Source organism: Devosia sp. Root105, from assembly GCF_001424865.1.
In the GTDB taxonomy this organism is placed as follows: Bacteria; Pseudomonadota; Alphaproteobacteria; order Rhizobiales; family Devosiaceae; genus Devosia_A.
The window spans coordinates 129,158-153,595 of record NZ_LMCR01000019.1 but is presented as its reverse complement, the minus strand read 5'-3'; the positions used below and the strand labels follow the sequence as shown (position 1 = coordinate 153,595).

29 protein-coding genes and 1 tRNA gene are annotated in these 24,438 nt (G+C 64.9%); 13 read left to right on the top strand and 17 right to left on the bottom strand.

What is annotated here, in order from left to right; all coding sequences use genetic code 11:
* Positions 1–157: 157 nt before the first annotated feature.
* The 4 genes from ASC68_RS23215 (at position 158) to ASC68_RS28800 (ending at position 1,675) form a co-directional block, all read left to right on the top strand.
* Positions 158–234 (top strand) — tRNA-His (locus tag ASC68_RS23215).
* Between the two features lie 96 nt (positions 235–330).
* Positions 331–894, top strand: coding sequence for an AAA family ATPase (locus tag ASC68_RS23210; protein WP_055884816.1), 564 nt, complete (start codon positions 331–333; stop codon positions 892–894).
* An 84-nt stretch (positions 895–978) separates the two neighbouring features.
* A complete protein-coding gene (locus ASC68_RS23205) occupies positions 979–1,368 on the top strand; it encodes a DUF2147 domain-containing protein (RefSeq protein WP_055884813.1) in 390 nt (129 codons plus the stop codon).
* Positions 1,369–1,534: 166 nt separating this feature from the next.
* Positions 1,535–1,675: a hypothetical protein gene (locus tag ASC68_RS28800; protein WP_156387437.1), complete on the top strand. Its 141-nt coding sequence runs from the start codon at positions 1,535–1,537 to the stop codon at positions 1,673–1,675.
* A 1-nt stretch (position 1,676) separates the two neighbouring features.
* On the opposite strand, the gene ASC68_RS23195 is transcribed toward ASC68_RS28800, so the two are convergent.
* From ASC68_RS23195 to ASC68_RS23180, 4 genes are all read right to left on the bottom strand, one after another.
* Positions 1,677–3,533 (bottom strand): TadE/TadG family type IV pilus assembly protein, encoded by a 1,857-nt coding sequence (locus tag ASC68_RS23195; protein ID WP_055884808.1) that lies wholly within the window; start codon positions 3,531–3,533, stop codon positions 1,677–1,679.
* Between the two features lie 51 nt (positions 3,534–3,584).
* Positions 3,585–4,208: a L,D-transpeptidase gene (locus ASC68_RS23190; protein WP_055884805.1), complete on the bottom strand. Its 624-nt coding sequence runs from the start codon at positions 4,206–4,208 to the stop codon at positions 3,585–3,587.
* 181 nt (positions 4,209–4,389) lie between these two features.
* Positions 4,390–4,869, bottom strand: a complete 480-nt coding sequence (locus ASC68_RS23185; RefSeq protein ID WP_055884802.1) for an SRPBCC family protein — start codon at positions 4,867–4,869, stop codon at positions 4,390–4,392.
* A 134-nt stretch (positions 4,870–5,003) separates the two neighbouring features.
* Positions 5,004–5,438, bottom strand: coding sequence for a response regulator (locus ASC68_RS23180; RefSeq protein ID WP_055884799.1), 435 nt, complete (start codon positions 5,436–5,438; stop codon positions 5,004–5,006).
* A 231-nt stretch (positions 5,439–5,669) separates the two neighbouring features.
* On the opposite strand from ASC68_RS23180, the gene ASC68_RS23175 reads away from it, so the two are divergent.
* Positions 5,670–6,251 (top strand): DNA-3-methyladenine glycosylase I, encoded by a 582-nt coding sequence (locus tag ASC68_RS23175; protein WP_248310601.1) that lies wholly within the window; start codon positions 5,670–5,672, stop codon positions 6,249–6,251.
* 156 nt (positions 6,252–6,407) lie between these two features.
* Here ASC68_RS23175 and ASC68_RS29405 read toward each other — a convergent pair whose 3' ends face one another.
* From ASC68_RS29405 to ASC68_RS28785, 5 genes are all read right to left on the bottom strand, one after another.
* Entirely contained in the window at positions 6,408–6,542 is a 135-nt protein-coding gene (locus ASC68_RS29405) for a hypothetical protein (RefSeq protein ID WP_282569971.1), read from the bottom strand.
* Positions 6,543–6,573: 31 nt separating this feature from the next.
* A complete protein-coding gene (locus ASC68_RS28795) occupies positions 6,574–6,738 on the bottom strand; it encodes a hypothetical protein (RefSeq protein ID WP_156387436.1) in 165 nt (54 codons plus the stop codon).
* A gap of 48 nt (positions 6,739–6,786) precedes the next feature.
* Positions 6,787–6,933 (bottom strand): hypothetical protein, encoded by a 147-nt coding sequence (locus ASC68_RS28790; protein ID WP_156384552.1) that lies wholly within the window; start codon positions 6,931–6,933, stop codon positions 6,787–6,789.
* Between the two features lie 137 nt (positions 6,934–7,070).
* Positions 7,071–7,295, bottom strand: coding sequence for a hypothetical protein (locus tag ASC68_RS23170; RefSeq protein ID WP_055884793.1), 225 nt, complete (start codon positions 7,293–7,295; stop codon positions 7,071–7,073).
* A gap of 91 nt (positions 7,296–7,386) precedes the next feature.
* The gene (locus ASC68_RS28785; RefSeq protein WP_069908658.1) at positions 7,387–7,629 is read right to left on the bottom strand and encodes a hypothetical protein; all 243 of its coding nucleotides are present in this window, start codon (positions 7,627–7,629) and stop codon (positions 7,387–7,389) included.
* Positions 7,630–8,051: 422 nt separating this feature from the next.
* Between ASC68_RS28785 and hisS the strand changes: the two genes are divergently transcribed.
* From hisS to ASC68_RS23150, 4 genes are read left to right on the top strand one after another with little or no spacing between them, the layout of a single operon-like run.
* A complete protein-coding gene (hisS, locus tag ASC68_RS23165; protein WP_055884790.1) occupies positions 8,052–9,497 on the top strand; it encodes a histidine--tRNA ligase in 1,446 nt (481 codons plus the stop codon).
* Positions 9,494–10,579: an ATP phosphoribosyltransferase regulatory subunit gene (locus ASC68_RS23160; RefSeq protein ID WP_055884788.1), complete on the top strand. Its 1,086-nt coding sequence runs from the start codon at positions 9,494–9,496 to the stop codon at positions 10,577–10,579. Before hisS ends, ASC68_RS23160 begins: the two co-directional genes overlap by 4 nt.
* The gene (gene hisG / locus ASC68_RS23155; protein ID WP_055884785.1) at positions 10,576–11,310 is read left to right on the top strand and encodes an ATP phosphoribosyltransferase; all 735 of its coding nucleotides are present in this window, start codon (positions 10,576–10,578) and stop codon (positions 11,308–11,310) included. Before ASC68_RS23160 ends, hisG begins: the two co-directional genes overlap by 4 nt.
* Positions 11,307–12,059, top strand: coding sequence for a TSUP family transporter (locus ASC68_RS23150; protein ID WP_055884782.1), 753 nt, complete (start codon positions 11,307–11,309; stop codon positions 12,057–12,059). The genes hisG and ASC68_RS23150 overlap by 4 nt, the downstream gene beginning before the upstream one ends.
* 14 nt (positions 12,060–12,073) lie before the next feature.
* On the opposite strand, the gene ASC68_RS23145 is transcribed toward ASC68_RS23150, so the two are convergent.
* Positions 12,074–12,850 (bottom strand): glycosyltransferase family 25 protein, encoded by a 777-nt coding sequence (locus tag ASC68_RS23145; RefSeq protein WP_055884778.1) that lies wholly within the window; start codon positions 12,848–12,850, stop codon positions 12,074–12,076.
* Between the two features lie 174 nt (positions 12,851–13,024).
* Here ASC68_RS23145 and ASC68_RS29030 point away from each other — a divergent pair, with 174 nt between their 5' ends.
* A complete protein-coding gene (locus ASC68_RS29030; protein ID WP_197421382.1) occupies positions 13,025–13,831 on the top strand; it encodes a hypothetical protein in 807 nt (268 codons plus the stop codon).
* Between the two features lie 112 nt (positions 13,832–13,943).
* Here the strand turns inward: ASC68_RS29030 and ASC68_RS23135 are convergent, their stop codons facing one another.
* The 7 genes from ASC68_RS23135 to ASC68_RS23105 form a co-directional block, all read right to left on the bottom strand.
* Complete coding sequence (locus tag ASC68_RS23135; protein WP_055884775.1) at positions 13,944–15,248, bottom strand: GH1 family beta-glucosidase; 1,305 nt, start codon at positions 15,246–15,248, stop codon at positions 13,944–13,946.
* Positions 15,249–15,498: 250 nt separating this feature from the next.
* Positions 15,499–15,939, bottom strand: a complete 441-nt coding sequence (locus ASC68_RS23130) for a GNAT family N-acetyltransferase (protein WP_055884773.1) — start codon at positions 15,937–15,939, stop codon at positions 15,499–15,501.
* Positions 15,940–15,942: 3 nt separating this feature from the next.
* Positions 15,943–17,022, bottom strand: coding sequence for an Mrp/NBP35 family ATP-binding protein (locus tag ASC68_RS23125; protein WP_055884770.1), 1,080 nt, complete (start codon positions 17,020–17,022; stop codon positions 15,943–15,945).
* A 156-nt stretch (positions 17,023–17,178) separates the two neighbouring features.
* Positions 17,179–17,832: a fructose-6-phosphate aldolase gene (gene fsa, locus ASC68_RS23120; protein ID WP_055884767.1), complete on the bottom strand. Its 654-nt coding sequence runs from the start codon at positions 17,830–17,832 to the stop codon at positions 17,179–17,181.
* A gap of 112 nt (positions 17,833–17,944) precedes the next feature.
* Positions 17,945–19,129 carry an amino acid aminotransferase gene (locus tag ASC68_RS23115; protein WP_055884764.1) on the bottom strand — a complete coding sequence of 395 codons (1,185 nt, stop codon included), beginning with the start codon at positions 19,127–19,129 and terminating at the stop codon, positions 17,945–17,947.
* 187 nt (positions 19,130–19,316) lie between these two features.
* Positions 19,317–20,243 (bottom strand): FAD-binding protein, encoded by a 927-nt coding sequence (locus ASC68_RS23110; RefSeq protein WP_055884761.1) that lies wholly within the window; start codon positions 20,241–20,243, stop codon positions 19,317–19,319.
* Positions 20,243–21,001 (bottom strand): electron transfer flavoprotein subunit beta/FixA family protein, encoded by a 759-nt coding sequence (locus tag ASC68_RS23105; RefSeq protein ID WP_055884757.1) that lies wholly within the window; start codon positions 20,999–21,001, stop codon positions 20,243–20,245. The genes ASC68_RS23110 and ASC68_RS23105 overlap by 1 nt, the downstream gene beginning before the upstream one ends.
* A 356-nt stretch (positions 21,002–21,357) precedes the next feature.
* On the opposite strand from ASC68_RS23105, the gene ASC68_RS23100 reads away from it, so the two are divergent.
* The 3 genes from ASC68_RS23100 to ASC68_RS23090 all read left to right on the top strand — a co-directional run bounded on the left by ASC68_RS23100 (position 21,358) and on the right by ASC68_RS23090 (position 24,231).
* Positions 21,358–22,518, top strand: a complete 1,161-nt coding sequence (locus ASC68_RS23100) for a M20 aminoacylase family protein (protein ID WP_055884755.1) — start codon at positions 21,358–21,360, stop codon at positions 22,516–22,518.
* A gap of 263 nt (positions 22,519–22,781) precedes the next feature.
* On the top strand, positions 22,782–23,834 hold the full coding sequence (locus ASC68_RS23095) for an AbrB family transcriptional regulator (protein ID WP_055884752.1): 1,053 nt from the start codon (positions 22,782–22,784) through the stop codon (positions 23,832–23,834).
* Between the two features lie 76 nt (positions 23,835–23,910).
* Positions 23,911–24,231 carry a hypothetical protein gene (locus ASC68_RS23090; protein WP_055884749.1) on the top strand — a complete coding sequence of 107 codons (321 nt, stop codon included), beginning with the start codon at positions 23,911–23,913 and terminating at the stop codon, positions 24,229–24,231.
* Positions 24,232–24,438: the final 207 nt, after the last annotated feature.

The following is a 24,438-nucleotide window of genomic DNA, read 5'->3' as shown; positions in this document are numbered from 1 at the left end:
CCCGGGGCCCCTCCCCGGTCCATATCGCGCGGACGTGAGCGGCCGGCATTCGCTGCCGATGGTTAAGCCCGCGGCCGTCAACAGGGGATGAAAAACAGGCTCAAATCGACGCTTGCCAGCAGCGATAAGTGAAACTATGGTCCGCCGCGCTTGCCGGGCCGCCTTAGCTCAGTTGGTTAGAGCGCTAGATTGTGGATCTAGAGGTCCCCCGTTCGATCCGGGGAGGCGGTACCACTCCCGCACTGGCCCGGCACCAAGCAAATCCCCCCGCAGACACTGAGTAACGCTGGCCCATCCGGGCCCGGCGTCCCTCTCACATGGAGCGAGGCGATGGCCCGCGAGTTCATCCTGACTGGTGCCCCGGGCGCCGGCAAAACCGTTATCCTCAGGGCGCTTGAAGCCCAAGGCGTAGACGTGGTCGAGGAGGCGGCAACCGATGTGATCGCGCTCGACCAGGGGCGCGGCATCGAGGAGTCGTGGCGACGGCCAGAGTTCATCAGCGACATCGCCCGGCTGCAATTGCTGCGGGCGGCGCGGCCTGCGTCGGGGGCGGTGCGGGTGGCGGACCGGTCGCTGATGTGCACGCTGGCGCTGGCGGAATACCTGGGCCATCCAGTACCGGAAGTGCTCGCCGAATCAATCCGTTCGATGCTGGCGTCGGGGCAGTACGAGCGGCAGGTGCTGTTCGTCGAGCTGCTGGGCTTCATCACCAATACGGAGGCCCGGCGGATCAGCCTCGCGGATTCGATGCGGTTCGAGCGGTTTCACGTCGAGGCGTATGAGCGGTTCGGGTTTGAGCTGGTGCGGATCCCTGCCCTGCCAGTCAACCAGCGGGTCGCCATGGTGCGGTCGCTGATCGGCCACCCGGCCGCCGCGACGATGAACCCTGACTGAACGAAGCGTTCGCGACGGGTTCAAGCATCTGATGGCAGTGGGAACGGCAACATTGCATTCACCATGTTGCCGAGGGGCTCCCGCATGCCGAAGTCGTTCAAGCTCATTGCCACCGCCATCGTCGCCACTGCCCTCGCTATCGCTCCGGCCTTTGCCGCGCAATCCCCGGCCGGGACCTGGCAGACGGTCAGCGGCGAGTCGCGGTTCGAAGTGACGCTGTGCGGTGACGGTACCGAGGTCTGCGCCAGGCTGGTGTGGCTGCGCGATGATGCGCGCACCGCCGACAACCTCAGCTACCTCAACTCGTATGTGCTGAAGGGCGCCAAGCGGGCGCTCGAGAACAAGTGGCGCGGCAGCGCCGAATACATGGGCGAAGTGGTCAAGGGCACGCTGACATTGGTCGACGGCAACACCATGACCATCAACGGCTGCAAGGGCGCGCTCTGCCAGAAGTTCGAGCTGACGCGGATTTGACTGAAAAATGCGGGGGATGCCCAGCAACCAGTCTTACCATCCCCGCGTTATTGAGCGGTTACGCGTGCACGGAGTATTCAGAATGGATCGCCGCGCCTACAGACTGACGTCCCCAGTTGCCAGCCGCAGGGCGAAGTCATGGCTGGCTGCGGCGCACGACGCCCGGTTGCGGCCGACCAACCCGATCGCGCCGATTGACGCGCCGGAGCTGCCGATGGTCGTCAGCTTCGAGGGGCTGACCGCGGTGGAGCAGCAGGCGGCGCTCGCCGCCTTCCCGGGCGGCAAGCGCTTCATGCTGCAGGGCTGAGTCACTGCGACAGCCGCAGGTCTGAGATGTTCTCACCGATTTCGCGGAAGGCCTTGATGAGGTCCGCGTTGTTGCTCGCCAGCTTGAAGTTCTTCGGCTCGGATGCGCATTTCTTCAACAGGTCAACGGCCGTGCCGGTCTCGGGCAGGTTGAAGCCCACGGTGTAGACCACGACATCCGTGGCGGGCTTCTGCATTTCGGCGCATAGGTCTTCCGCCTGGCCGAGCGGGCCGGCCATACTGCCCGAGGTGCCATCCGGCGCGCTGCAACTTACGTTATCGACGTCGACGCCCTTGCAGTACTCGGTGTTGTACACGCCATCGGTCATGATGATGACAATCTTCAGCGTGTTAGGCGCGGTGTATGAGGCGGGCTTCGACTCGAAATCTCCACCCACCGTCGCCGCAGGATCATCGAACAGCTCGGCGAAATTCGGCGATACCAGATACCAGGCCCACGCCGTACCAATCTGCCCGGCGGTACCTCCACTGGGTAGCAGCGCGCCCTGCACGGTATAGGCCTCGAGCTTGGCTTTATCGGCGGTAAGTGGCTGGATCTTGACAGGATTGCCGGCGCAACTCGCATTGCTGGTGTAGTTGATCGACAGCGGCGTGGTGCTGGGCGCGATATCTGTAAAGCTGTCGGTCATGCGCTCGGTGACGCACGAAGGAGTGGGCCGATAGAGCGTGCTGCCGGTGCCGATCCGGTAATACTCGCAGCCATACTTGGTGCACCAGGACTTGCCCGTCGTCACGGGCTGGACGTAGGTCGTGCCGGGGCCGTAGACCGGAAGCGAGAAGGTGTCGTTCGTTACCTTGGTGATCGTGTAGTTCTTATTGTTCAGCGACGACATTCCGGATGAAACGTCGGTGATTCTGATGTAATCGTTGGTCGCGTATCCATGAGCTGCGACGGTAAACACAATATTGCAGCTGGCGATAACGCAACGCTTCATCTTGTCGGTCGTGCCGGTCTGATATGCGGCGTAGCCTCGCCCATCAACACGCGAACCGCCGGTGGTGTATAGTTCGAAGTCGTTTGCCGTTTTGTTCTTGACGACGTAGATCTTGTCGTTCAGATCGAGCATGCCCTTGACGCCGGTGATGTAAATTACGTCGTCATTGTTGAAGCCGTGGGCATTCTGAGTGATCTTCACTGGCCGGGTCTGACTTGCCCCGCTGATATCCTTCTCGAGGTTCCACCAGGCGACAGACGTCGCTGGCTTTGCCCCCTGGATCGCGCCACGCGCTTCTACCGCATAGGCGGCGCCAACGTTCACGGCGGTCGAGTACGGCACCAGCGCCATTTTGGAATAGGTTGGAGACTGCTCGTCCTTGACGACCAGCGGAATCAGTGTTGCGAGCGCCGTCTGCAAGGTCGCGATGCCGTCGGTACCCATTGAGCCGGTGGTGTCGAGCGCCACCGCCACCTCGAGGTTGACCGAGCCACGCGTCGCCTCGGACAGGATGCTGGTGGTCATGTCAGTGACGCCGACCAGTTGCACGAAGGCCATCGGGACGGTGATCGTTCCCTTCAGCTTGAGGGTACCGGTGGTCGTAGTGGCGTCGGCCCAGTCCACGGTGACCGTCAGGCTGTCATCATTCAGCCGCTCGAGCACGAGCTCTTCGGCAGAGAGTCGGAGTTGCTCTTCGGTCTGGCTGTAGATCTTGGGCGCCAGGCCGAGCGCTGCAGAATCAAGGGCGATCTGCATCTTGGTGCGGGCGGTTTCCATGGACGTGTAGTCCACGGCAGCGCCGGCCATGGCGACGAGGACGATGGCCAGCAGGCCAAAGATGACTGCGAAGACGCCGCGTTCATCGGCGCGGAACCGTTTGAAAAGCTCGAAAATGCCGCGCATAGCGCCGGAAGACCCCCAGAATTCCGGCGCCAGTGTCGCTGAAAATCCTAACTAAAGCACAATCACCTTGGCGCCAATTTTGACGCGCTCGTACAGGTCTTCGACATCATCGTTGACCATGCGGATGCAGCCCGACGAGACATCCTGACCGATAGTCCAGGGCTCATTGGTGCCGTGGATACGGTAGAGGGTCGAACCGATATAGATGGCGCGGGCGCCGAGCGGGTTGTTGATGCCGCCGGGCATGTAGTCGGGCAGGTTCGGCTGCCGGACCTTCATCTCGGCGGGCGGGGTCCAGCCCGGCCACTCGCGTTTGTTGGACACTTTGTGCGTGCCGCTCCACTCGAAGCCGTCACGCGCCGTGCCAATGCCGTAGCGCAGCGCCTTGCCGTCGCCGAGCACCAGGTAGAGGTGCTTCTCGCCGGTGTTGACGATGATGGTGCCGGCCTTCTGGTTGGATTTGTAGGCGACGATCTGCCGGCGGAACTCGGGCGCGAGGCGCACCTTGTTGCTCTTCAGCTTGTAGCCCGGACGGGGCTTGGAATCGTGCAGCGACGGGCGCGACTGCAGATCAAACATGAACAGGCCCTGCGCGGCGTTGGCCGTATCGGCAAAGACGGACAAGGACACGAGGCAGGCAGCGGCGGCGAGCACCGCCCGGGACGAACGCAGCATGGCACACACTCATCATTGGTACGCGGACGCCCGAGGGAGGTCGGGCGTCGCGCAGTATTAATGACAATATCGAACGCGACGTGAAGGAAATTGGTTAAGTGAAGGTGAGCCGGCGAGCTGGGTTTGTTGTTGTCCGAGCGCCCCGGCGAACATTTTGCACCGGGGCGCGGACGCGAATAGCCTACGCCACCTGCTCGACCAGTAGCTCATCCAGCCGGTCGTAGCTCTGAGCCATGCCGTCGGTCATGCCGGTCAGCAGCACCTGGTCGCGAACCTCCTGGCTGTCGAAGCTCATGGTGAGGGTAAGCGTGGTCCGGCCGCCGCGTTCCTCGAAGGTGGTGGTGACCACCGCCTCGCCGGGTGTGCCGATCATCCCCTCGGTATGGACGATACGGGACGGGACGACGATTTCGCGGTAGCGACCAGTGAAGCCGAACTCGGAGGCGTCGGCGTCGCTACGCCAGATGTAGCGGTAGGTGCCGCCAACGCGCAGGTCGATCTCGCAGATGGGCATGCTCCAGCCCGGCGGGCCGAGCTGCCAGCGCTGCACAAGCTGCGGCTTGGTATGGCAGGCAAAGACCAGGTCCGCAGGCGCGTCGAAGCTGCGCGACACGGTGACGGCGTTGTCAGAGGAGTGGGTGATTGTCAGGGCTGCGGGCATGCTGAGTCTCCATCTATAACCTGAATGTTCTATAACGTTCTGGTTATAGATGGTCAAGACTGATGATTTCGCCGCCCCTCCACCATGCTTCGCATGGTCCCCCTCCCCCGCCACGCAGGGGAGGATCACACCCGCTACAACAGCACCTGCCCGGCCTCCGGTTCGTCGGGGATCTGCCAGCCGTCGGGCAGGAGGCGGCCGAGGGCGGCGGCGGCGTGAGCGAGGCTGAAGGGCTTGGTGAGCACTTCGCTGGCCCCCAGTTCCCTGGCGCGGGCGATGGTTTCGCGGTTGGGGTAGGCAGTGATCATCACCACCGGGACCCGCCCATTGGCGGAAAAGCGCGGGTCGCGGATCACCTCGAGCAGCGCCGCGCCGTTCATTTCCGGCATGTACCAATCCATGAACACGATATCGTAGCGCGTCGCCTGGATGGCGCCGACGGCGGGCGCGGCGCCGGGGAGCTCATCGATCGAAACCAGGCCGAGCTTGCGCAGGGTTGCCGCCACTGCGGCGCGCGCATAGGCATTGTCGTCGACGACGAGCGCCTTCAAGTCCTGTGGCAGGATCATTGGCGTTTGGCCCCCCAGCCGATTCGCCAGTTATGTTGTCGCGAGAAACGAAAGCGTGCGGACTTCCGATCGCGATTGCTTGACGCGAGATCGAACCGGAAAGCACCTTCCCTGATCGCGCTATCTTGCCTGACGCGAGATCGAACCGGAAAAGTCTGCAACTTTTCCTGATCTCGCTTATGGGGCTCATCTATTTACCGGGAGTTAACCATGTCAACGCCGACCGAGGTGATGCGCTGCAGCTGGGCGGGGAGCGACGAGCTCTATCAGCACTATCACGACCGCGAGTGGGGACGGCCGGTGACGGACGACGTGAGGTTGTTCGAGAAGCTCTGCCTCGAGGGGTTCCAGTCGGGCCTCGCGTGGATCACCATTCTGCGGAAGCGGGAGAATTTCCGCGCGGCCTTCCATGGCTTCGACCTCAAGAAGGTCGCAGCGATGGACGAGGCCGATATCGAGCGGTTGCTGAAGGATGCCGGCATTATCCGGCATCGCGGCAAGATCGCCTCGACCATCAACAACGCCAAGCGGGCGCTGGAGCTGCAGCAGGAGTTCGGCTCACTGGCCGCCTATTTCTGGAGTTTTGAGCCCGAGCCGGTGAAAGGACCGATCGTCTCTGGGAGTATCCCGGCAGAGACCGAGGCGTCCAAGGCGATGAGCAAGGACCTGAGGAAGCGTGGGTTCTCGTTCGTTGGCCCGACGACGAGCTATGCGTTCATGCAGGCGATGGGGCTGGTGAACGACCACGTCGATGGGTGCTTTTGCCGGGCCGAGGCGGCAGCTGAGCGGAATGCGCTGAAGCGACCGAAATAGCCTCACCTCTCTCTGTCCGGCGGTGCTTCGGGCACTATCGAACCTCCACCACCAGCTGGCATCGAGTTGGGGGCAAAAGCAGCGCGTCAACTCGACCGGCCTCATCCCCGCAAAGGGGGGAGATGGGGCCGGTGCGCGTGGCACCCGGCCCCGCTCTTACCTGATCAGCAGCAGCGCCATCAGCTCGAGCTTGGACAACTTGAGCTCCGGGCGCAGCTCATCGCTCGGGTTGAGCTGCTGTTTCGGCTTTTGCGCGTTGCGGCGAAGGCCGAGTTTGCGTGGAAAGAACATCGTGTCGTCCGGCGGCGTTACGCCGGCTCCCTCAATATCGGGTTTGCTGTTGGCGGCTCAGGAACAGCACCATGAGTTCGAGGCCGGTGACGTTGCCGGGTAGCGGCATCTCGTCGTTCCGCCGCTCCCGGGCCGGAAGCGGTTCGTCGACAATGGTGTTCCGGCGACGGTCGCTGGAGCGTTTGAACAAGAACATCTGCGTATCCGGACGCGTCACGCGCCGGCTCCCTCAGGATGGGTTGCGTCAACGGCTCATGAACAGGGCCATGAGTTCGAGGCCGGTGATGTTGCCGAGCAGCGGCAGGCCGTCCCTCTGCCTCTCGCGAGGCGGCAGGGGCTGGCCGAGATCTGGCTTCCGACGTCGGTCGCCGGGGCGGTTGAACAAAAACATGTGCGTGTCCGGACGCGTCACGCGCCGGCTCCTTGAATGATTGAACTGGTAACGGGCGCCGGCCGGACGAGAGCGAGCCCTCGCCGGGACCGGACGAGGCAAAGCCCTCGCCGGGAGGCCGGCGCCCCTGGAGTGCTCTACATGGGGAAATCGGGCGGCAGCCCGATGTCCCTGAGCAGGTGCGGCGACAACGGAGCGGCGCTGCCGCGGCGATAGGGCCGGAGGACGCGGCGCAGCATCGCATCGGCACGGCGCCGGGCGATGAACAGGCGGATCCGCCCGATGAGGCCGATTTGCCCGATGTCGAATTCGGGCGTGTTGAGGATGCGCGACGTGGCGCGGTCCCGTACGATGAGAACCATCTGATCTGTCCGGGACAAAGCCCGGTCCTCTGATGCAAGCAGAGGGACAGCGGTGGCGGACTGCGGCCTCACGAGAAGACCGCAGCCGCTGTCACCGATAGTCCCAGTGGCTTTTCGGCTCCATCACCTCGGGCATCAGCCCGAGATCGCGACGGAGATGACTGGGCACAGGTGGCGAGCCGCGAGACTTGTAACGTCTCGCCGCGCGCGCCAGCTGGGCGTTGGCAAGCATCGTGACGGCTGCTGATACCAGCGCGCCGGCGACGCCGACATGGGTGTGCGCCTGAGCGCGATTGGTGCGTGCCGGGGCACGGGTCTGGAGTTCAAGAGTCATGATCTCATCCGGGCGCAATGCGGCCCGGTCCTCTGGTTGAGAGACAATGGTGGTGGCGACGGAATCCGGACGCGAAGGCGCCGAATGGCGATGCCGGTTGCTGGGGTTCAGTCGAGGCTAGAAAAGGCTGGAACAGAGGACCCCGGGGAGGGGTCGGCGCCGGTTAGGCGCGAGAGAGACCAGCTGGGTTAACGCCAGGACCGGAAACGAACATCGAATGAATCATGCGTCGCCTCCTCTTTGGTTGGCGTTGAACGAAGGGGCTGATACGCCGACTCGGAAGCAATGCCAACCCCGGATGCGGCAGGCTGACGCACCACGCATGATACTGTTGCCGCAAAGACACAGGTGGTTTCCTTGAGTCAGCGGGGGCTTTCCGTTAGGAACCAGCCTCAGATTCCGGGCTCTGACCAGCAGACACCATGACCGACAAGAAGAAGCTCATCGCGCCGCGGTTGCCGCGCGGCTTCGAAGATCGTTTGCCCGCCGATATTTCGGCGGTGAACGCAATGACGGCGAAGATCCGCGCGGTCTACGAGCGCTATGGCTTCGATCCGGTCGAAACGCCGCTGCTCGAATATACCGAGACGCTCGGCAAGTTCCTGCCCGACACCGACCGGCCGAACGCCGGGGTGTTCTCGCTGCAGGACGACGACGAGCAGTGGATGAGTCTCCGCTACGATCTGACGGCGCCGCTGGCCCGGCATTTCGCCGAGAATTTCGACAAGCTGGCCAAGCCCTATCGCAGCTATCGAGCCGGCTATGTGTTCCGCAACGAGAAGCCGGGGCCGGGGCGGTTCCGCCAGTTCATGCAGTTCGACGCCGACACGGTCGGCGCGGCGGGGCCCGAGGCCGATGCCGAGATGTGCATGATGATGGCCGACACCATGGACGCGCTGGGATTGGCCGGCAAATACGTGGTGAAGGTCAACAACCGCAAGGTGCTGGACGGAGTGCTGGCGTCAGCGGGTGTCGTCGACGAGGGGCAGAAACTCTCGGTGCTGCGCGCTATCGACAAGCTCGACAAGTTCGGCACCGACGGGGTGGCGCTGCTGCTTGGGGAAGGCCGCAAGGACGAGAGCGGCGACTTCACCAAGGGTGCGGGCCTCAGCGACGGACAGCGCGCCGTGGTGCTGAACTATGTGCGTGGCGAAGAGCCGGAGCACAATGAGGGGATTGCCGAGCTCAACGCCATGCAGGCGCTGTTCGACGCGGCCGGCTATGGCGCGGACAGGATCAAGATCGATCCGGCAGTGGTGCGTGGGCTCGAGTATTACACTGGCCCGGTGTTCGAGATCGAACTGACCTTCAAGGTGCAGAACGAGAAGGGCCAGGATGTGGTGTTCGGCGCGGTCGGCGGCGGCGGGCGCTATGACGGGCTGGTGAGCCGGTTCCGTTCGGAACCGGTGCCGGCGACCGGCTTCTCGATCGGCGTGTCGCGGCTTGCCCATGCGCTGCGGCTGACCGGCAATCTCGGGGCCGAGGAGCCGCTGGGGCCGGTGGTGGTGCTGGTGCTCGATAAGGAGCAGACGGCGCGCTACCAGGCGATCACCTCGCGGCTGCGCCGGGCGGGGATCCGGGCCGAGATGTTCATGGGCAATACCAAGAACTTCGGCAAGCAGGTGGCTTATGCCGATAAGCGCAACGCGCCGGCGGTGATCATCGAAGGCACGCAGGAACGCGAGCTCGGCAAGGTGCAGATCAAGGACCTGATCGCTGGCAAACAGGCGGCCAAGGCGATTGCCGACAACGCCGAATACAAGGCAGCGCGGCCGGGCCAGTTCGAATGCGACGGCGACCTCGACGCCATCGTTGCGGCCATCGCCGAACTGCCGGCAGTGGCCGCCTACCTGGAAGCCAACAAGTGAAGACAGCCTCTGAGCGATATGCGGCGCTGGTGCGGCTGGTCGAGTCGCGCACGGTGACGCGCGCCACCCCGGCGCTGCTGCTGCCTGCCGGCCCCTATTTCGATCTCGCGGGTGAGGAATTCGGGCGGAACCTGCTGCTCACCACGACCAATAACGGCGTCGAGTACTGCCTGAGGCCGGATTTCACGCTGCCGATCGCGCAGCAATATCTCGAGGAGGGGCTGACCGGCGCCCCCTCGGCCTACACGTATCTCGGCCCGATCTTCCGCCAGTACCAGTCCACCCCGGTCGAATTCGAGCAGGCCGGGCTCGAACTCCTGGGCCAGGCCGACGCCGACAACGCGCTCGACCAGGTGCTGACCTTCGCGCGCTGGGCGCTGGCCATCTACGACATCACCGCGCCGAACGTGCGGCTGGGCGGGGTCGGGCTGTTCGAGGCGTTCCTCGAAGCGGCTGAGATCCCGGTGGCGTGGCGCAGCCGCATCCGTCACCGTTTCGGTCACCCCGAGGCGCTGGAGCGCCTGATGGAACGGCTCAGCAACCCGGAAGAACGGGTGGAGGCCCCTGCCCCCGATAGCCGTGACACGGTGATCGAGATCGTGACCGATGCGATGCTGTCGGGCGGGCTGAGCTTGATCGGCAGCCGCACGCCCGAAGAGATCGCCGACCGCTACCTCGAAAAGCAGGCGCTGGAATCGGCGCCGATCCCGCCCGAGACGGTGGCGCTGCTGCAGAACTACCTGTCGGTTGCCGAGAGCACCGAGACGGCATTCGAGCGCATCTCCGAGATGTGCAAGCAGGCCGGGTTCGATTTCGACGAGCCGCTGTACCAGGTGCGCAACCACGCGGCGGCGCTGGCGGCGCTATCGCCCAATGCCGACGTGATCTTCGATGCGAGCTTCTCGCCGCGCCTCGACTACTATACCGGCATCGTGTTCGAGATGACCGGCTCGGACGGCGAAGTGCTGGCGTCGGGCGGCGAGTATGACCGCATGCTGGAGCGGCTGGGCGCGGGCGAGCCGGTAAAGGCCTCGGGCTGTGCGCTCTGGGTCGACCGGCTCGAGAGGGAGGCCGAACAATGAGCACCTTGCCCGGCGGCCTGACGCTCGCGATCCCCAGCAAGGGGCGGCTCGAGGAGCTGACCCGCAAGGCCTTCTCGACGGCGCGGATGAACATCGCCCGTCCGGGTGGCGCGCGCTCCTATGTCGGCTCGATCAAGAACCAGCCGCAGGTGACGGTGCGGTTCTATCCGGCGGCCGAGATCGCGCGCGAGCTGATCCTCGGCGGTGTCGATATCGGCGTCACCGGTTCTGACCTGATCCACGAGGCCTCCGAGAACGGCGAAGAAAACGTCCTGTTCGTGCGCGGGCTCGGCTTCGGCGAAGCCAATGTGGTGGTGGCCATTCCCGACAGCTGGATCGACGTGCAGCAGATGACCGACCTCGCAGATGTGGCGTCGGATTTTCGCTCGCGTCATGGCCGCTGGCTGCGCGTCGCGACCAAGTATGTGAACCTGACGCGGCGGCACTTCGCCAAATACGGCATCGCCGAGTACCGCATCGTCGAGAGCGCCGGGGCGACCGAATCGGCACCGGCAGCCGGCTCGGCCGACCTGATCGTCGACATTACTTCGACCGGCTCCACCCTCGCCGCCAACCAGTTGCGCGTGCTGGAGGACGGGCTGATCATGAAGTCGGAAGCGAACCTGATCGTGTCGCGTACTGCCGACTGGACGCCGCTCAGGAAAGCGCAGCTCGAAGCGCTGCTGTCGATCATGGGCGGGGTGCCGCCGGGGATCTCCACCCTGCTGTGAGCTTCGACCTGACGATCCTCGTCGCCTTGGGCTTCGTGGGGCTGCTCGCGGGGTTCGTCGATGCCATTGCCGGCGGCGGCGGGCTGATCGCCATTCCGGCGCTGCTGGCGGTCGGCATACCGCCGGTCACCGCGTTCGGGACCAACAAGCTGCAGTCGGTAGTGGGCACGGTGATCGCCGCCTTCACCTACTGGCGCAAGGGGTTCGTGTCGCTGAAGCTGCTGGCGATAGCGATCCCGCTGACCTTTGGCGGCTCGTTCCTCGGGGCGCTGGCGGTCAAATCGATCGATACGACCGTGCTGCAATATGCCGTGCCGGTGGCGCTGATCGCGGTGGCGCTCTACTTCGCGTTTGCGCCCAGGCTCACCGACGAGGACAGCCACGCCCGGCTCGGCATCGCGATCTTCCTGCCGCTGATGGGCTTTGCCGTCGGGTTCTACGACGGCATCCTGGGGCCGGGGACGGGGTCGTTCATGACGCTCGGCTTCGTGACACTGTTCGGCTTCGGGGTGACGCGCGCGGCGGGGCACACCAAGGTGCTGAACCTCACTTCGAACCTCGGGGCGCTGGCACTGTTCATCCCCTCGGGTAACGTCGTGTGGCTCGTGGCGGGGGTGATGATCGTGGGGCAGATCATCGGCGGCTATCTCGGGGCACTCACCGGCATCCGATTCGGCGCGAGGCTGATCCGACCGCTGGTGGTGGTGGTGTCGATCGCGCTGGCGGTGAAGCTGCTGGTGTTTCCGTAGAGCGCCTTGAGCCGTTAGCGGCGGAAAGTCAGGATGCGGCGTTCGAGCCGCCCCTGCAGCAGCGGCAGCGCGAGACTCATGGCGTGCGCGAGCTGCCGTGGGACGGCGCGAAGCTCGTTCAGCACACCCTGCAAACCGCCACGGCTCGACTGGCGCTTGCCGCGGATGTCGGAAGGAACCGCCACCTGTTCCTGCTCGCAGATGGCAGGCTCCAGCACAAAGGGCGCGAGCCGGCCGAACAGCGCCGAGCGGCCGGGGTTGAACATCATCTGGTCGATCGGGTCATCTACCGAGGTGGTGGCATCGAGCAGCGTGCGGGCACCGGCGACGGAGACGACGTAGCCAGCCGTGCCGGCGCACTTGCCGTAGAAGCGGCCGACTCGGCGGCTGTGAGCCTGACGGGTATCGCGATCCATGAACATCGGGCGATGGCGGCCATAGCGTTCGAGCTTGACGACATCGGCGCCCGGGGGGATCCAGCCGGTGTCGGCAAAGAATTGAGCACAATCGTCGGCAAGGATAGCGTCGTCCTCAAGCACGACGGCGTAGGGCTCGCCCGAGGCGAGGAACCGGCGCCAGAACGTCCTGTGGCTCAGCGTGCAGGCAAGGTCGCCGCGGGAGATGCGGCCATGCACGCCGGCCCGCACCTCGATCTCGGCGAACTCGGGGGCGTCGGTCTGGGCATCGACGGCGTCGATGTAGTCGAACTTCAGACCCAGTCGTTCGGCCTGCTGCTGCATAAACGCCCGGCGGTCGGGGCGGCGCGCCAGATTGATCACGTAGACATGCATTCGACACCGCGGGGTGGTCAGGATTGCCGTGCTGCTTCTTGGCCAATGCCGGTGACTATGGCAAGCGCCGTAGGCGGCGGTTCAGGCTTCGTTGAGGACGCACGGAGAGTTGCGTCGTCGGTTGGTGTCAAAAACGCTAGTATCTCGAACAACTTACATTCGGCAGGTGAAATTATGCGCGCATTTCTGGGCCTCATGAGCCTGATGTTTCTACTGCTGGTCGCCTCTCCCTTGCAGGCGGCGAGCTTTGATTGCAGCAAGGCGGCGGCCGCCGATGAAGTGGCGGTGTGCCGCGACGGCGTGACCTCGGCGCTCGACAGCGAGATGGCCGGGCTGTTCTACGCCTACGACAAGGTGCCGATGTTCATGGGCGCCAACGGCGCCCGGCACGACGACGCCGAAGCGTTCCTCGCCGACCGCGGCAAATGCGGCGCCGACATCACCTGCCTGCGCAAGGTGTATGCCGAGCGGATCGCGGCGCTGAAGGCGGAACTGGGCGCGTCGATGCAGCAGTTCTCGGACCTGCAGAACCAGGTGCCGCCGGTGACGGCGCCGATCCCCGAAGGGGTGGAGACGCTGATCGCTGGTTTTGCCGAACAATGCACCAAGCTGGGTGGCACGCTGAACGCCGGCGGCGATCGGCCAGGGCTGCTGAGCGCCGATCTCGATGGCGACGGGATTGCCGACTACGTGATCAACTCGCAGCCGCTGCAGTGCAGCAATTCGGCGACGGCGTTCTGCGGCAATGGCGGCTGCGCCGTGCAGATCGCGGTGTCGTCGGAAAAGTTCGCCGCCCCGATCGAAGCGCTGGGCGGCATGCCGACGCTGGTGCAGGCCGAAACCGGGACGACGGCGCGGCTATGGGTCGACAGCACCAATTGCCCGAAGGCGACGGCGGCTGACGCCTGCTGGGCAACCTACGCATGGGTGGGCGGCAAGCACACGGTGACGTATGCGGCAGAGCCGGCGCCGGCGATGTAGCCTGCGGGTCTCGCGCCTCCCGCACACCCCCTCCCAACCTCCCCCGTCAAGGGGGAGGTGCCGCATCTAGCTTGTGGCTCAATCCGTCTACCCGCGACTCAGCAGCCGCCCCTCACCGCGTGTTGTGCAGCATGCCCTGGAAGGCGCGATAGCTGGCCTTGGGCGTCCGCACCTGCGTCTCGTAGTCGACATGCACGATGCCAAAGCGCGAGGTGTAGCCTTGCGACCATTCGTAGTTGTCGAGCAGCGACCAGGCAAAAAAGCCCCTGACATCGGCGCCCTGCCCCTGCGCGTTGGCGACGGCCCGCAGATGGTCGTCGTAGTATTTCACCCGGCGCTCGTCATTGGTCTCGCTCATACCGGTTTCGGTGACATAGAGCGGCAGCTTGGTGTAGTCGCGGTTGACGCGGACCAGCAGGTCCTCGAGCCCCTTGGGGTAGATTTCCCAGCCGAGATCGCTGGTTTCGAGGTCGCCGGAGCGGCGCTCGGCGCCAAACAGCCCATTGGGGCCGGCAGCGTAGAGGCCGCGGGTATAGTAGTTGATGCCGAGCCAATCGAGCGGACGGGAGACGACTTCCATGTCCTTCTCGAAGCCCTCGGGCAGGTACTCGGCCAGCCGGCTGGTGAGCGCCTCGGGGTAACGGCCCTTGAACACGCCATCGAGATACCAGCGGTTGAACAGCGCATCGCCGAGGTTCTGCGCTTCGATGTCCTCCGGCTTGTCGGAGGCGGCTTCGGTCTTTTCGAGGTTCAGCACGATGCCGAGATTCTTGACGCTCTCGGCGCGCAGCGCGTCGATGGCGGTGCCATGGGCGAACAGCACGTGGTGCATGGCACGGGACGCGGCGCGAAGATCGCGATAGCCCGGAGCATGAATGCCGAGGAAGTGGCTGAGGAAGGCGACGCACCATGGCTCATTGATGGTGGCGGTGGCGTGGAGGCGATCGCCGAAGTGATGCCCCACCACGGCAGCATATTCGGCGAACCAGCTGGCAATATCGCGGTTCATCCAGCCGCCCTTGTCCTGCAGCGGGCTCGGCAGATCCCAGTGATAGAGCGTGGCGTAGGGCTTGATGCCGCGCTCGAGCATGCCGTCGATCAGGCGGTCATAGAACTCGAGCCCTTTGGGGTTCACCGCTCCGGTCCCTTCGGGGATGAGGCGCGGCCAGGCGAAGGAGAAGCGATAGGCGTCGAAGCCGCCATCGCGGATCAGGTCGAGGTCGCCAGGCCAGCGGTTATAGTGGTCGCAGGCGATGGCGCCGGTATCGAGGTTCTTCACGTTGCCGGGCGTGGATGAAAACGTGTCCCAGATCGAGGTGCCGCGGCCATCGGTCTGGCCGCCCTCGATCTGATAGGCGGCAGTGGCGGCGCCGAAAGTGAAATTCGGGCCAAGCTCGTCACGCGAAATCGAAAACACTTCTCACTCCTCAACAGGGCGGCGCTTATGCGCTCGTTGTGGTCGTTCAGGGACGGCGATTCTCGACGCCCGCGGATCAATGTAATCGATTGCATAACAGTGCGAAGAAGGGATGTCACCGGTGTTACCGAGAAGCTGGTGGCTGTGGCCCCCACCCCTGTCCCCTCCCCGCAAGGGGGAGGGAGACCCTCACACTGCTATCGAGGCGATCGTCTCCCTCCCCCTTGCGGGGAGGGATCAAGGGTGGGGGTCAGCCCGCGCCGGCGTTAGAGGGCCACCTCAGGAAGATCAGCTCCGGATCGCCCTCGTCGAGCTGCTCGAACAGGCCGGTCTGCTCGAAGCCGAGTTGCGGCAGCAGGCCGCGCATTGGCGTATTGGACTCGTTGGTCGAGGTCCAGAGTTTCTGGTCGGGCGGCGTGAGGCTGATGCAGTGTTCGATCAGGGTACGGCCGATGCCGGCGCGGCGGAAGGCGGCGCCGACCATCAGCATTTCGATGAAGGGCGAGCGGAAGAAGCTGCGCGTCAATGCGACATAGCCAGCGACGGCGCCGTCGCGCTCGGCGAGGTGGCACTGGCCCAGTGCGACCCATTCGGCAATGGCTTCGCGGCGGTCGGCGCTGTGGGCAGCGACGTGATCGATGGCAATGAGCGCGTCGATGTCAGCTGCGGTGGCGAGCCGAAGCGACAGCATGGCTCAGGGTTTCAGCTGCGGGCTGGCGGCGAGAATAGCGCGGACGATGGCGCGGAAGGCCTGCGCCTCGGCGCCATCGGGATCGGTAGCGACCACCGGACGGCCGGCATCGGAGCTTTCGCGGATCGACATCACCAGCGGGATTTCGCCGAGGAACGGGATATCGAAGGTGTCGGCGGCGACTTTGGCGCCGCCATGGCCGAAGATGTCGTAGCGCTTCCCGGTGTCCGGAGCGACGAAGTAGCTCATGTTCTCGATGAGGCCGAGGATCGGCACGTCGGTGCGGAGCAGCATGTCCATCGCCTTCTTGGCGTCGATCAACGCCAGATCCTGCGGGGTGGAAACGATGACAGCGCCGAGCAGCGGCACCTGCTGGACCAGCGAAATCTGGATATCGCCGGTGCCGGGCGGCAGGTCGACGACCAGCACGTCGAGGCCGCCCCAATCACTCTCGCGCAGCAGCTGCCGCAGCGCCGAAGTGGCCATCGGGCCGCGCCACACCACCGCCTGGTTGGCGGTGAGCATCGAGCCGATCGACATCGCCTTGAGGCCATAGGCCTCATGCGGGGCAAAAATGCCGTCGTCACGAACCGCAGGCTTACCCTCAAGCCCGAGCAGCTTGGGGATCGAGGGCCCGTAAAGATCGGCATCGAGGATACCGGTGCGGAGGCCCTCGGCGGCAAAGCCAAGCGCCAGGTTGACCGCGACGGTGGATTTGCCGACGCCGCCCTTGCCGGAGCCGACGGCGATGATATGGCGGACGCCGGGCACAGCCTCGCGTGGCGGTGGGCCGGGACGGCCCTGCGCCTTGGCCTGGCCGGTCGCGGCCTGGGCGCGGTCAGAGGTGAGCGACACCATGACCTTGCGGCCCTCAGCAACCTTTTCGGCCGCAGCCTGGGCAGCGACGCGGGCCGGACCGAAGGCGGCTTCCATGCCCGGCGCAACCGAGATGGCAAAGGCCACGGCGCCGGTGGTGACGATGATCTCGCTCAAGCCCCCATAGCCCGCCAGTTCGCCGCCGCCGGGGATTTCGACGGAAGCGAGCGCGTTGCGGACGGCGGTGGCGATGAGTTCATTGGCCATGGGGGAAGCCTTGCCTGAATTTCCCCGCTGTCACCGGGTCATTCCCGCGCAAGCGGGAACCTCTGTTTGCAGTGGATGCGGCGCGCTCCGAAACGGAGATTCCCGCTTTCGCGGGAATGACTCCGAGTGTGTGGCGCGCGCCCTGCCTTCAGCCGATCAAAGGATCGACTGGCCCGTCGACTTCCAGTCTTTGACGAACTGCTCGAGGCCCGACTTGGTCAGCGGGTGGTCGGCCAGCTTGTAGATCACCGCCGGCGGGATGGTGGCGACGTCGGCGCCGGCCAGAGCCACCTCGGTGATGTGGTTCGGGGTGCGGATCGAGGCCGCGAGGATCTCGGTGGCGAACGAATAGTTGTCGTAGATGGTGCGGATGTTCTCGATCAGCTCGACGCCGTCGGCGTTGATGTCATCGAGGCGGCCGATGAACGGCGAGATGTAGGTGGCGCCGACCTTGGCCGCGAGCAGCGCCTGGTTGGGCGAGAAGCAGAGCGTGACGTTGGTCTTGATGCCTTCCTTAGAGAAGGTCTTGGTGGCCTTCAGCCCATCGATGGTCAGCGGCACCTTCACCACGACGTTCTCGGCGAGCTTGGCCAGCACATGGCCCTCGGCGATCATGCCGTCATAGTCGGTGGCGGCGACTTCAGCCGACACGGGACCAGGAACGATCGAGCAGATCTCCTTGATCACGTCCTTGAACTGGCGGCCGGACTTGGCGATCAGCGAGGGATTCGTCGTCACCCCGTCCAGCAGGCCGGTTTCATAGAGATCGCGGATGTCCTTGATCTCGGCGGTATCGACGAAGAACTTCATTTCGTTCCCCTCCAAGGGAGATGGTTAGCTGCTCTTTAGGTAGTCACAAACGGCAGTCGAGACAACGTCTCAGCAAAGCAGGGACCGGTCTCAGCGAAAGCCGAGACGGAGTTCAGCGGATGGCGGCGAGCATCTTGTCGGCGAGTTCGCCGATCCGATCCTCGGGGATTCCCGCGACGTTGATGCGACTGTCGTTGATCATGTAGACGCCGTCGTCGAGCTTGAGTTTGGTGACGACATCCTCAGGCAGGCCGAGCAGCGAGAACATGCCGGTATGCTCGGCGATGAAATCGAAATCCTTCGAGTTCGAGCGCTGCCGGATGGCGTCGGCAAGTTTGACGCGGAGGCGCTTCATCCGTTCCCGCATCTCGGTGAGTTCGGCTTCCCACTCGGCGCGCAGTTCCTTGTCCTCGAGAATGACGCGGACGATTTCCGCGCCATGGTCGGGGGTCTGCGAAATGGTGGCGCGGATGACGTTCTGCATCTGCGATGAGACGACGTCGGCGCTGTCGCTATCCTTGGCAATGGCGATGGCGACGCCGGCGCGCTCGCGGTAGAGGCCGAAATTCTTCGAGGCCGAGAAGGCGACCATCGACTCGGGCACCGAGGAAACGACCTTGCGCACGCCATAGGCATCTGCTTCGAGCCCATCGCCGAAGCCGAGATAGGCGAGATCGACCAGCGGGAAGGCGCCGGTGCGCTTCAGGCTCTCGACCACCTCGTCCCACTGCGCATTGGTGAGGCTGGCGCCGGTCGGGTTGTGGCAGCAGCCGTGCAGCAGCACGATATCGTCGGAAGTGAGGGTGTCGAGCGCCGCCAGCATGGCCGGGAAATCGACAATGCGGGTCTTGTGGTCGAAATACGGGTAGTAAACCGGGGTCAGGCCGGCCAGTTCGGCCATCGGCCAGTGGTTCGGCCAGCTCGGATCAGAAATGAAGATGCGGCCCTTGGGGCGAGCGCGGCCGAGCACGTTCATCAGGATCGACAGCGCACCGGTACCGCCAGCGCCGTTGACGCAGCGGATGCGCTTATTGTCGACCACACCGCCCAGCGCCAGATCGACGATGGCGGCGGAGAATTCCTTGTTGCCGACCACACCCTTGTAGGTCTTGGTCTTGGCGCTATCGAGGATGCGCTGCTCGGCCTTTTTCACCGAACTCATGACGGGCGTAACGCCCTTGGGATCTTTGTAGACGCCGACGCCGAGGTCGATCTTTCCGTCGCGGGGATCGGCGGCATACTCGGCCATCAGCACGAAAATCTTGTCGAGCGTGGCCTTCTTCAGGGTCTCAAACATCAGGTCTGTCCGGGGAAAACGAGAGCGGGGTGTTTATAGGCGGTGGTGGGGGAATTGCAACGGGGCGGATAGTCTGGGTTGGTGCATGTGGCCCCACCCCAGAGAGGCGAGAGCCACGCTGCAGTGACCGTCTCGCTCCCCCTTGTGGGGAGGGATCAAGGGTGGGGGTGGGCCACAGACACCAGCCCTACCGTTTCAACCCCGCAATCAGCTGCGGCACCACTTCGAACAGGTCCCCGACCAGCGCGATATCGGCGATCTTCATCAGCGGCGCCTCGGGGTCCTTGTTGATGGCGATGATCTTCTTGGCGCCCTGGATGCCGGCGAGGTGCTGCAGCGCGCCGGAAATGCCGATGGCGATGTAGAGGTCGGGCGCGATGATCTTGCCGGTCTGGCCGACCTGCCAGTCATTGGGGGCGTAGCCGGCATCGACCGCCGCGCGGGTGGCGCCGACAGCAGCGCCGAGGACTTTGGCAAGGTCGGAGACCAGCGCGAACTTTTCGGCCGAGCCGAAGGAAACACCGCCGGCGACGACGACCTGGGCGGTCGAGAGCTCCGGCAAATCGCTCTCGGTGCGGTGCGCGGCAAGGAAGCGAGCGACCGCGATGACGTCGGCATCGACGGAATGGACAGGGGCATCGTTGCCTGTCGCCGTCGGGCGGAAGGCCGAGGCACGGATGGTGAGGAGCTGTTTGCTCTGCCCAGACGATACCGTCTCGATGGCGTTGCCGGCGTAGATCGGCCGATCGAAGCGGGTCGGGCCGTGGATGGCGACGACGTCGGTCACCGGCATCAGGTCGAGCCTGGCGGCGAGGCGCGGGATGGCATCGCGGCCGGTGGCGGCGGCGGCGGCAACGATATGGGTAAAGGGCTCGGCGAGGCGGGCGAGCAGCGCGGCGACAGCCTCTGCCGATTGGTTGGCAAGCGCGGCGCTGTCGGCAACGAGCACCTTCTCGACGCCGGCAAGCTTTGCGGCTTCGGCGGCAACGGCCGAGACGCCCTGGCCCGCGACCAATAGATCGACCGGGCCGAGCTTTTCGGCGGCAGCGACGATGCGGGCCGTGGCGGCGGAGAGCACGCCGAGATCGTGTTCGGCGAGAACGAGGACGGCCATCACAGCGCCTCCAGCTCGGAAAGTTCAGACTGAATTGCCGCGGTCAGTTCGGCAGCATCGGCAACCCGGCGGCCGGCCACGCGTTCGGCCGGCGGGCTCACCTTTTCGAGCTTGAGCCGCGGCGTGAGATCGACGCCGAACTCGGCGGCAGGGCGCACGGCAAGTGGCTTCGAGCGCGCCTTCATCACCATGGGCAGCGCGGCGTTGCGCGGGGTGTTGAGGCGGAGGTCGGCCGTGACGATGGCGGGCAGCGAGACGCCGACGGTGGCGCGGCCGTAGTCGACCTCGCGGGTAACTTCGAGTCCGTCGCCCGTGACCTTGATCTCCGAAGCGAAGGTCGCCTGCGGCCAGTCGAGCAGGCCGGCCAGCATCTGGCCGACCTGGTTGGAGTCGTCATCGACGGCTTGCTTGCCGAGCAGCACCAGATCGGGCTGTTCCTCGGCAACGACAGCCTGCAACAGCATCGCCACCGCCAGGGTTTCGACGCGGCCATCGGCCTCGATCAGAATGCCGCGATGGGCGCCCATGGCAAGGGCGGTAAGGATGACGTCGTTGCTCTGCTTGGGCCCGATAGAGACGACGACAATCTCGGTGGCGTGGCCGGCTTCACTGAGCTGCACCGCGGCCTCGACGGCGTGCTTGTCGAAGGGGTTCATCGACATGCGCACGTTCTCGGTCTCGACGCCCGAGCCATCGGAACGGACACGGACGCGCACCGCGTGATCGACGACGCGCTTGACGGCAACGAGGATTTTCATCGGTTCCTCCAGTGTTGCCGGGTGTTTGGCAAATATGACGGAGAGGGGCAAGTTCGGACGGGGAATTTCTGACTACTGGAGAGTGGGTTGGGAGAATGGCGTGCCTCTCGCTCCAGGAGAGGCCGGCGCGTGGTGACCCCCCACCCCTGTCCCCTCCCCGCAAGGGGGAGGGCGACCAAAATGCTGACATCAGTGTATGCGTCTCCCTCCCCCTTGCGGGGAGGGGACAGGGGCGGGGGTCCGCAGCCACCGGCCCAGGCGTCCGCGCACCCCATCCGCAAGATCGTACCTTCGGCGGGTTGACGCCCTACCCTGCTCCCCCGCACAGTGCGCGCTTACTAGCGTTCAGGTCTTTCATGCCCGTTATCAATCGTATCGCGGAATTCGCCGACGAGGTCGCCGAATGGCGCCGCGACTTCCATGTGCACCCCGAACTTCAGTACGAACTGCCCCGTACATCGGGGAAAGTGGCCGAGCTGCTGCGCTCGTTCGGCGTCGACGAAGTGGTCACCGGCATTGCCCAGAGCGGCGTGGTGGCGGTGATCAAGGGGCGTGGACCGGGCAAGAATATCGGCATCCGCGCCGACATGGATGCGTTGCCGATCCTCGAACGGACCGGCCTCGACTATGCCAGCCAGACGCCCGGCCGGATGCATGCCTGCGGGCATGACGGGCATACCTCGATCCTGCTCGGCACGGCAAAGTACCTGGCCGAGACGCGCAATTTTGACGGCAACGCCGTGCTGATCTTTCAACCGGCCGAAGAAGGCGGCGCCGGCGGGCGCGCCATGGTGGAAGCCGGCATCATGGATCGCTTCGGCGTCGATGAGGTCTATGGGCTGCACAACATGCCCGGCCAGGAAGCCGGCAGCATCGCCATGCGGGTCGGCGGCCTGATGGCGGCGAGCGATGAGTTCAACATCGTGATCGAAGGCCAGGGCGGACACGCCGCCTGGCCGCAGAACACGGTGGACCCGGTGATGATCGCGGCGCAGCTGATCACGGCGCTGCACACCATCGTCTCGCGCGATATCGATCCGATCCGCTCGGCAGTATTGTCGGTGACGATGATGCAGGGCGGCGAGGCGTTCAACATCATCCCGCAGAAGGTGAAGCTCACCGGCACGGTGCGCTCGCTGAACGACGAAGTGCGCGACCTGATGGAAGAGCGGCTCAAGGCGGTGACCAAGGGCATCGTCGAAACCTTCGGCGGCAAGGCCGAGGTGAACTATCGCCGCGGCTATCCGGTGGTGGAAAACACGCCGGACGAAACGGCCTATGCCGCGGCCATCGCCGCGACTGTGGTGGGCGAGGACCGGGTGGACGCCAATGTCGACCCCAAGATGGGCGGCGAGGATTTTTCCTACATGCTGCAGGCGCGGCCGGGCGCTTACGTATTCCTCGGCAACGGGCCGAGCTCCGAACTGCACTCGGACACCTACAACTTCAACGACGAGATCATCCCGGTTGGGGTGAGTTTTTTCGTGAAGCTGGTCGAGGGTGCTTCGCAGAGATAGCAGTGCGTGGGGCTACCCCTCACCCCGGCCCTCTCCCCGGGAGCGCTTATTGCGCCCCTTGGAGGGGCGAGGGGGCGATGGGCTCACCGGCGGTGCCACACGCGTCCCCTCGCCCCTCTGGGGAGAGGGAGGCGGATGAGGCCAAGGGCCTCACCGCGGGGTGAGGGGCGCCAAGCACTCGATATTCGCCCAACGGCCCGCTTCCCCCGCAGCGCAAACTCGTCGATAGTTAGCGTCCTAGCCATCTCGACTCGTTCCGCCAAATGACCTCCCCCCTGCCCGCCGGCACCATTGTCCGCCGGACACTCGTCACATTGCTGATCTCGGCGGCCGGTGGCGGATTGGCGGCGCTGGTCAATCTGCCCGCCGCGTGGCTGATGGGTGGGGCGCTCGCGGTGGCGATCGCGGCGCTGCTGGGCGTCAAGGTGATGCTGCCGACCTGGCTGCGCGACGCGACCTTCGTGCTGACCGGATTGTCGATGGGCGCGGCAGTGGCGCGCGATTCGCTGACGCTGATCGTGCAATGGCCGGTGACGCTGGCGGCGCTGGCGGTGGAGCTGATCCTGATCATCACGCTCACCGGGTTCCTGTTGCGCAAACTGTTCGGGCTCGACCGCGGCACCGCCTATCTCAGCTCGTTCCCCGGGCATCTGAGCTTCGTGATGTCGATTGCGGCAGCGGGCGTCGGCGATACCCGGCAGATCATCATCATCCAGGTGATCCGCATCCTGATCCTCACCATCTGCGTGCCGATCGGAGCGCTGTTCCTGCCGATCGGGCACTACGAAGGCGCGCCGGTGCAGGATCCGATGGGGTTCGAGACGCTGCTGCCGGTGGCCATCGCCTGCGCTATCGCGGGGTTCATCCTGACCAAGCTCCGCGCTCCGGCCGGCTATGTGCTCGGCGCCATGGCGGTGGCGATCTGCGCCAAGTTCGCCGGGCTGTTCGAGGGGTCAATGCCGCAGCCATTGCTGATCGCGACCTTCATCCTGATCGGCGGACTGATCGGTTCGCGCTTCAACGGCATCACCCGCGCCGAGTTCAAGCAGGCAGCGATCGGCGGGCTGGCCGGCACAGCGCTGACCGTCGCCATCGCCACGGGGGTGACGCTGGCGGTGGCGCCGTTCGTCGACATGCCGTTCGGGCAGATCTGGCTCGGGCTGTCGCCGGGAGCGCTCGAGGGGATGGGCGCACTCGGCATCGCGCTGGGGTTCGATACGGCGTTCATCGCGGCGCACCATGTGAGCCGGCTGCTGATGCTCACCTTCGCCATCCCGGTGGTTGCAATGCTTATTCGGGACAAAGAGTTGCCCTAGGCGACAAGGACTTGCCGTAGGCCGCAAGCCTGCCCAAATCCTCCGGCACATGCCTCCCGGTCCATTGGAGACTCAGATGCTGCGTCCGCTTGTCCTCACCATCGTTGCCGCCACCCTGTTCGCAGCCGGCCCGGCGATGGCGCGCGAAAACTGCAACCTCAACGACAACCTGCCGGGGCTGAAAATCGAGTTCGGCTTCTCGGCGGGTGGCAAGTCGGGCGGCGACGGCGACAGCTTCGACCAGGAGGTCGTGAAGATGGAACTGCGCCGGCGCGGCGTCGACGCCCGCTCGGTGAGCTTGGCGTCGGACGGCTGCGTCGAGGCCTTCGTGCAGTACCCCGATGGTACCTGGCACAGCGACTATTATGACCCCGATACCTGGGAACAGGTGGACTGAGGGTTAGATCGCGCCAGCGCATTTCATCGCCGGGCCGTGCCGGCCCAATAGCTGAGCTTGGCTTGGCTTGGCCTCGCTCCACCCACCGGCTGTCATCCCTGCGAAAGCAGGGACCCAACTCACAGCCCGAGCAGGTGGATAACCGGACGAGGGCTGCGCCCTCGCCGTGGGGTCCCAGCTTTCGCTGGGATGACACCGTAGTTGGGG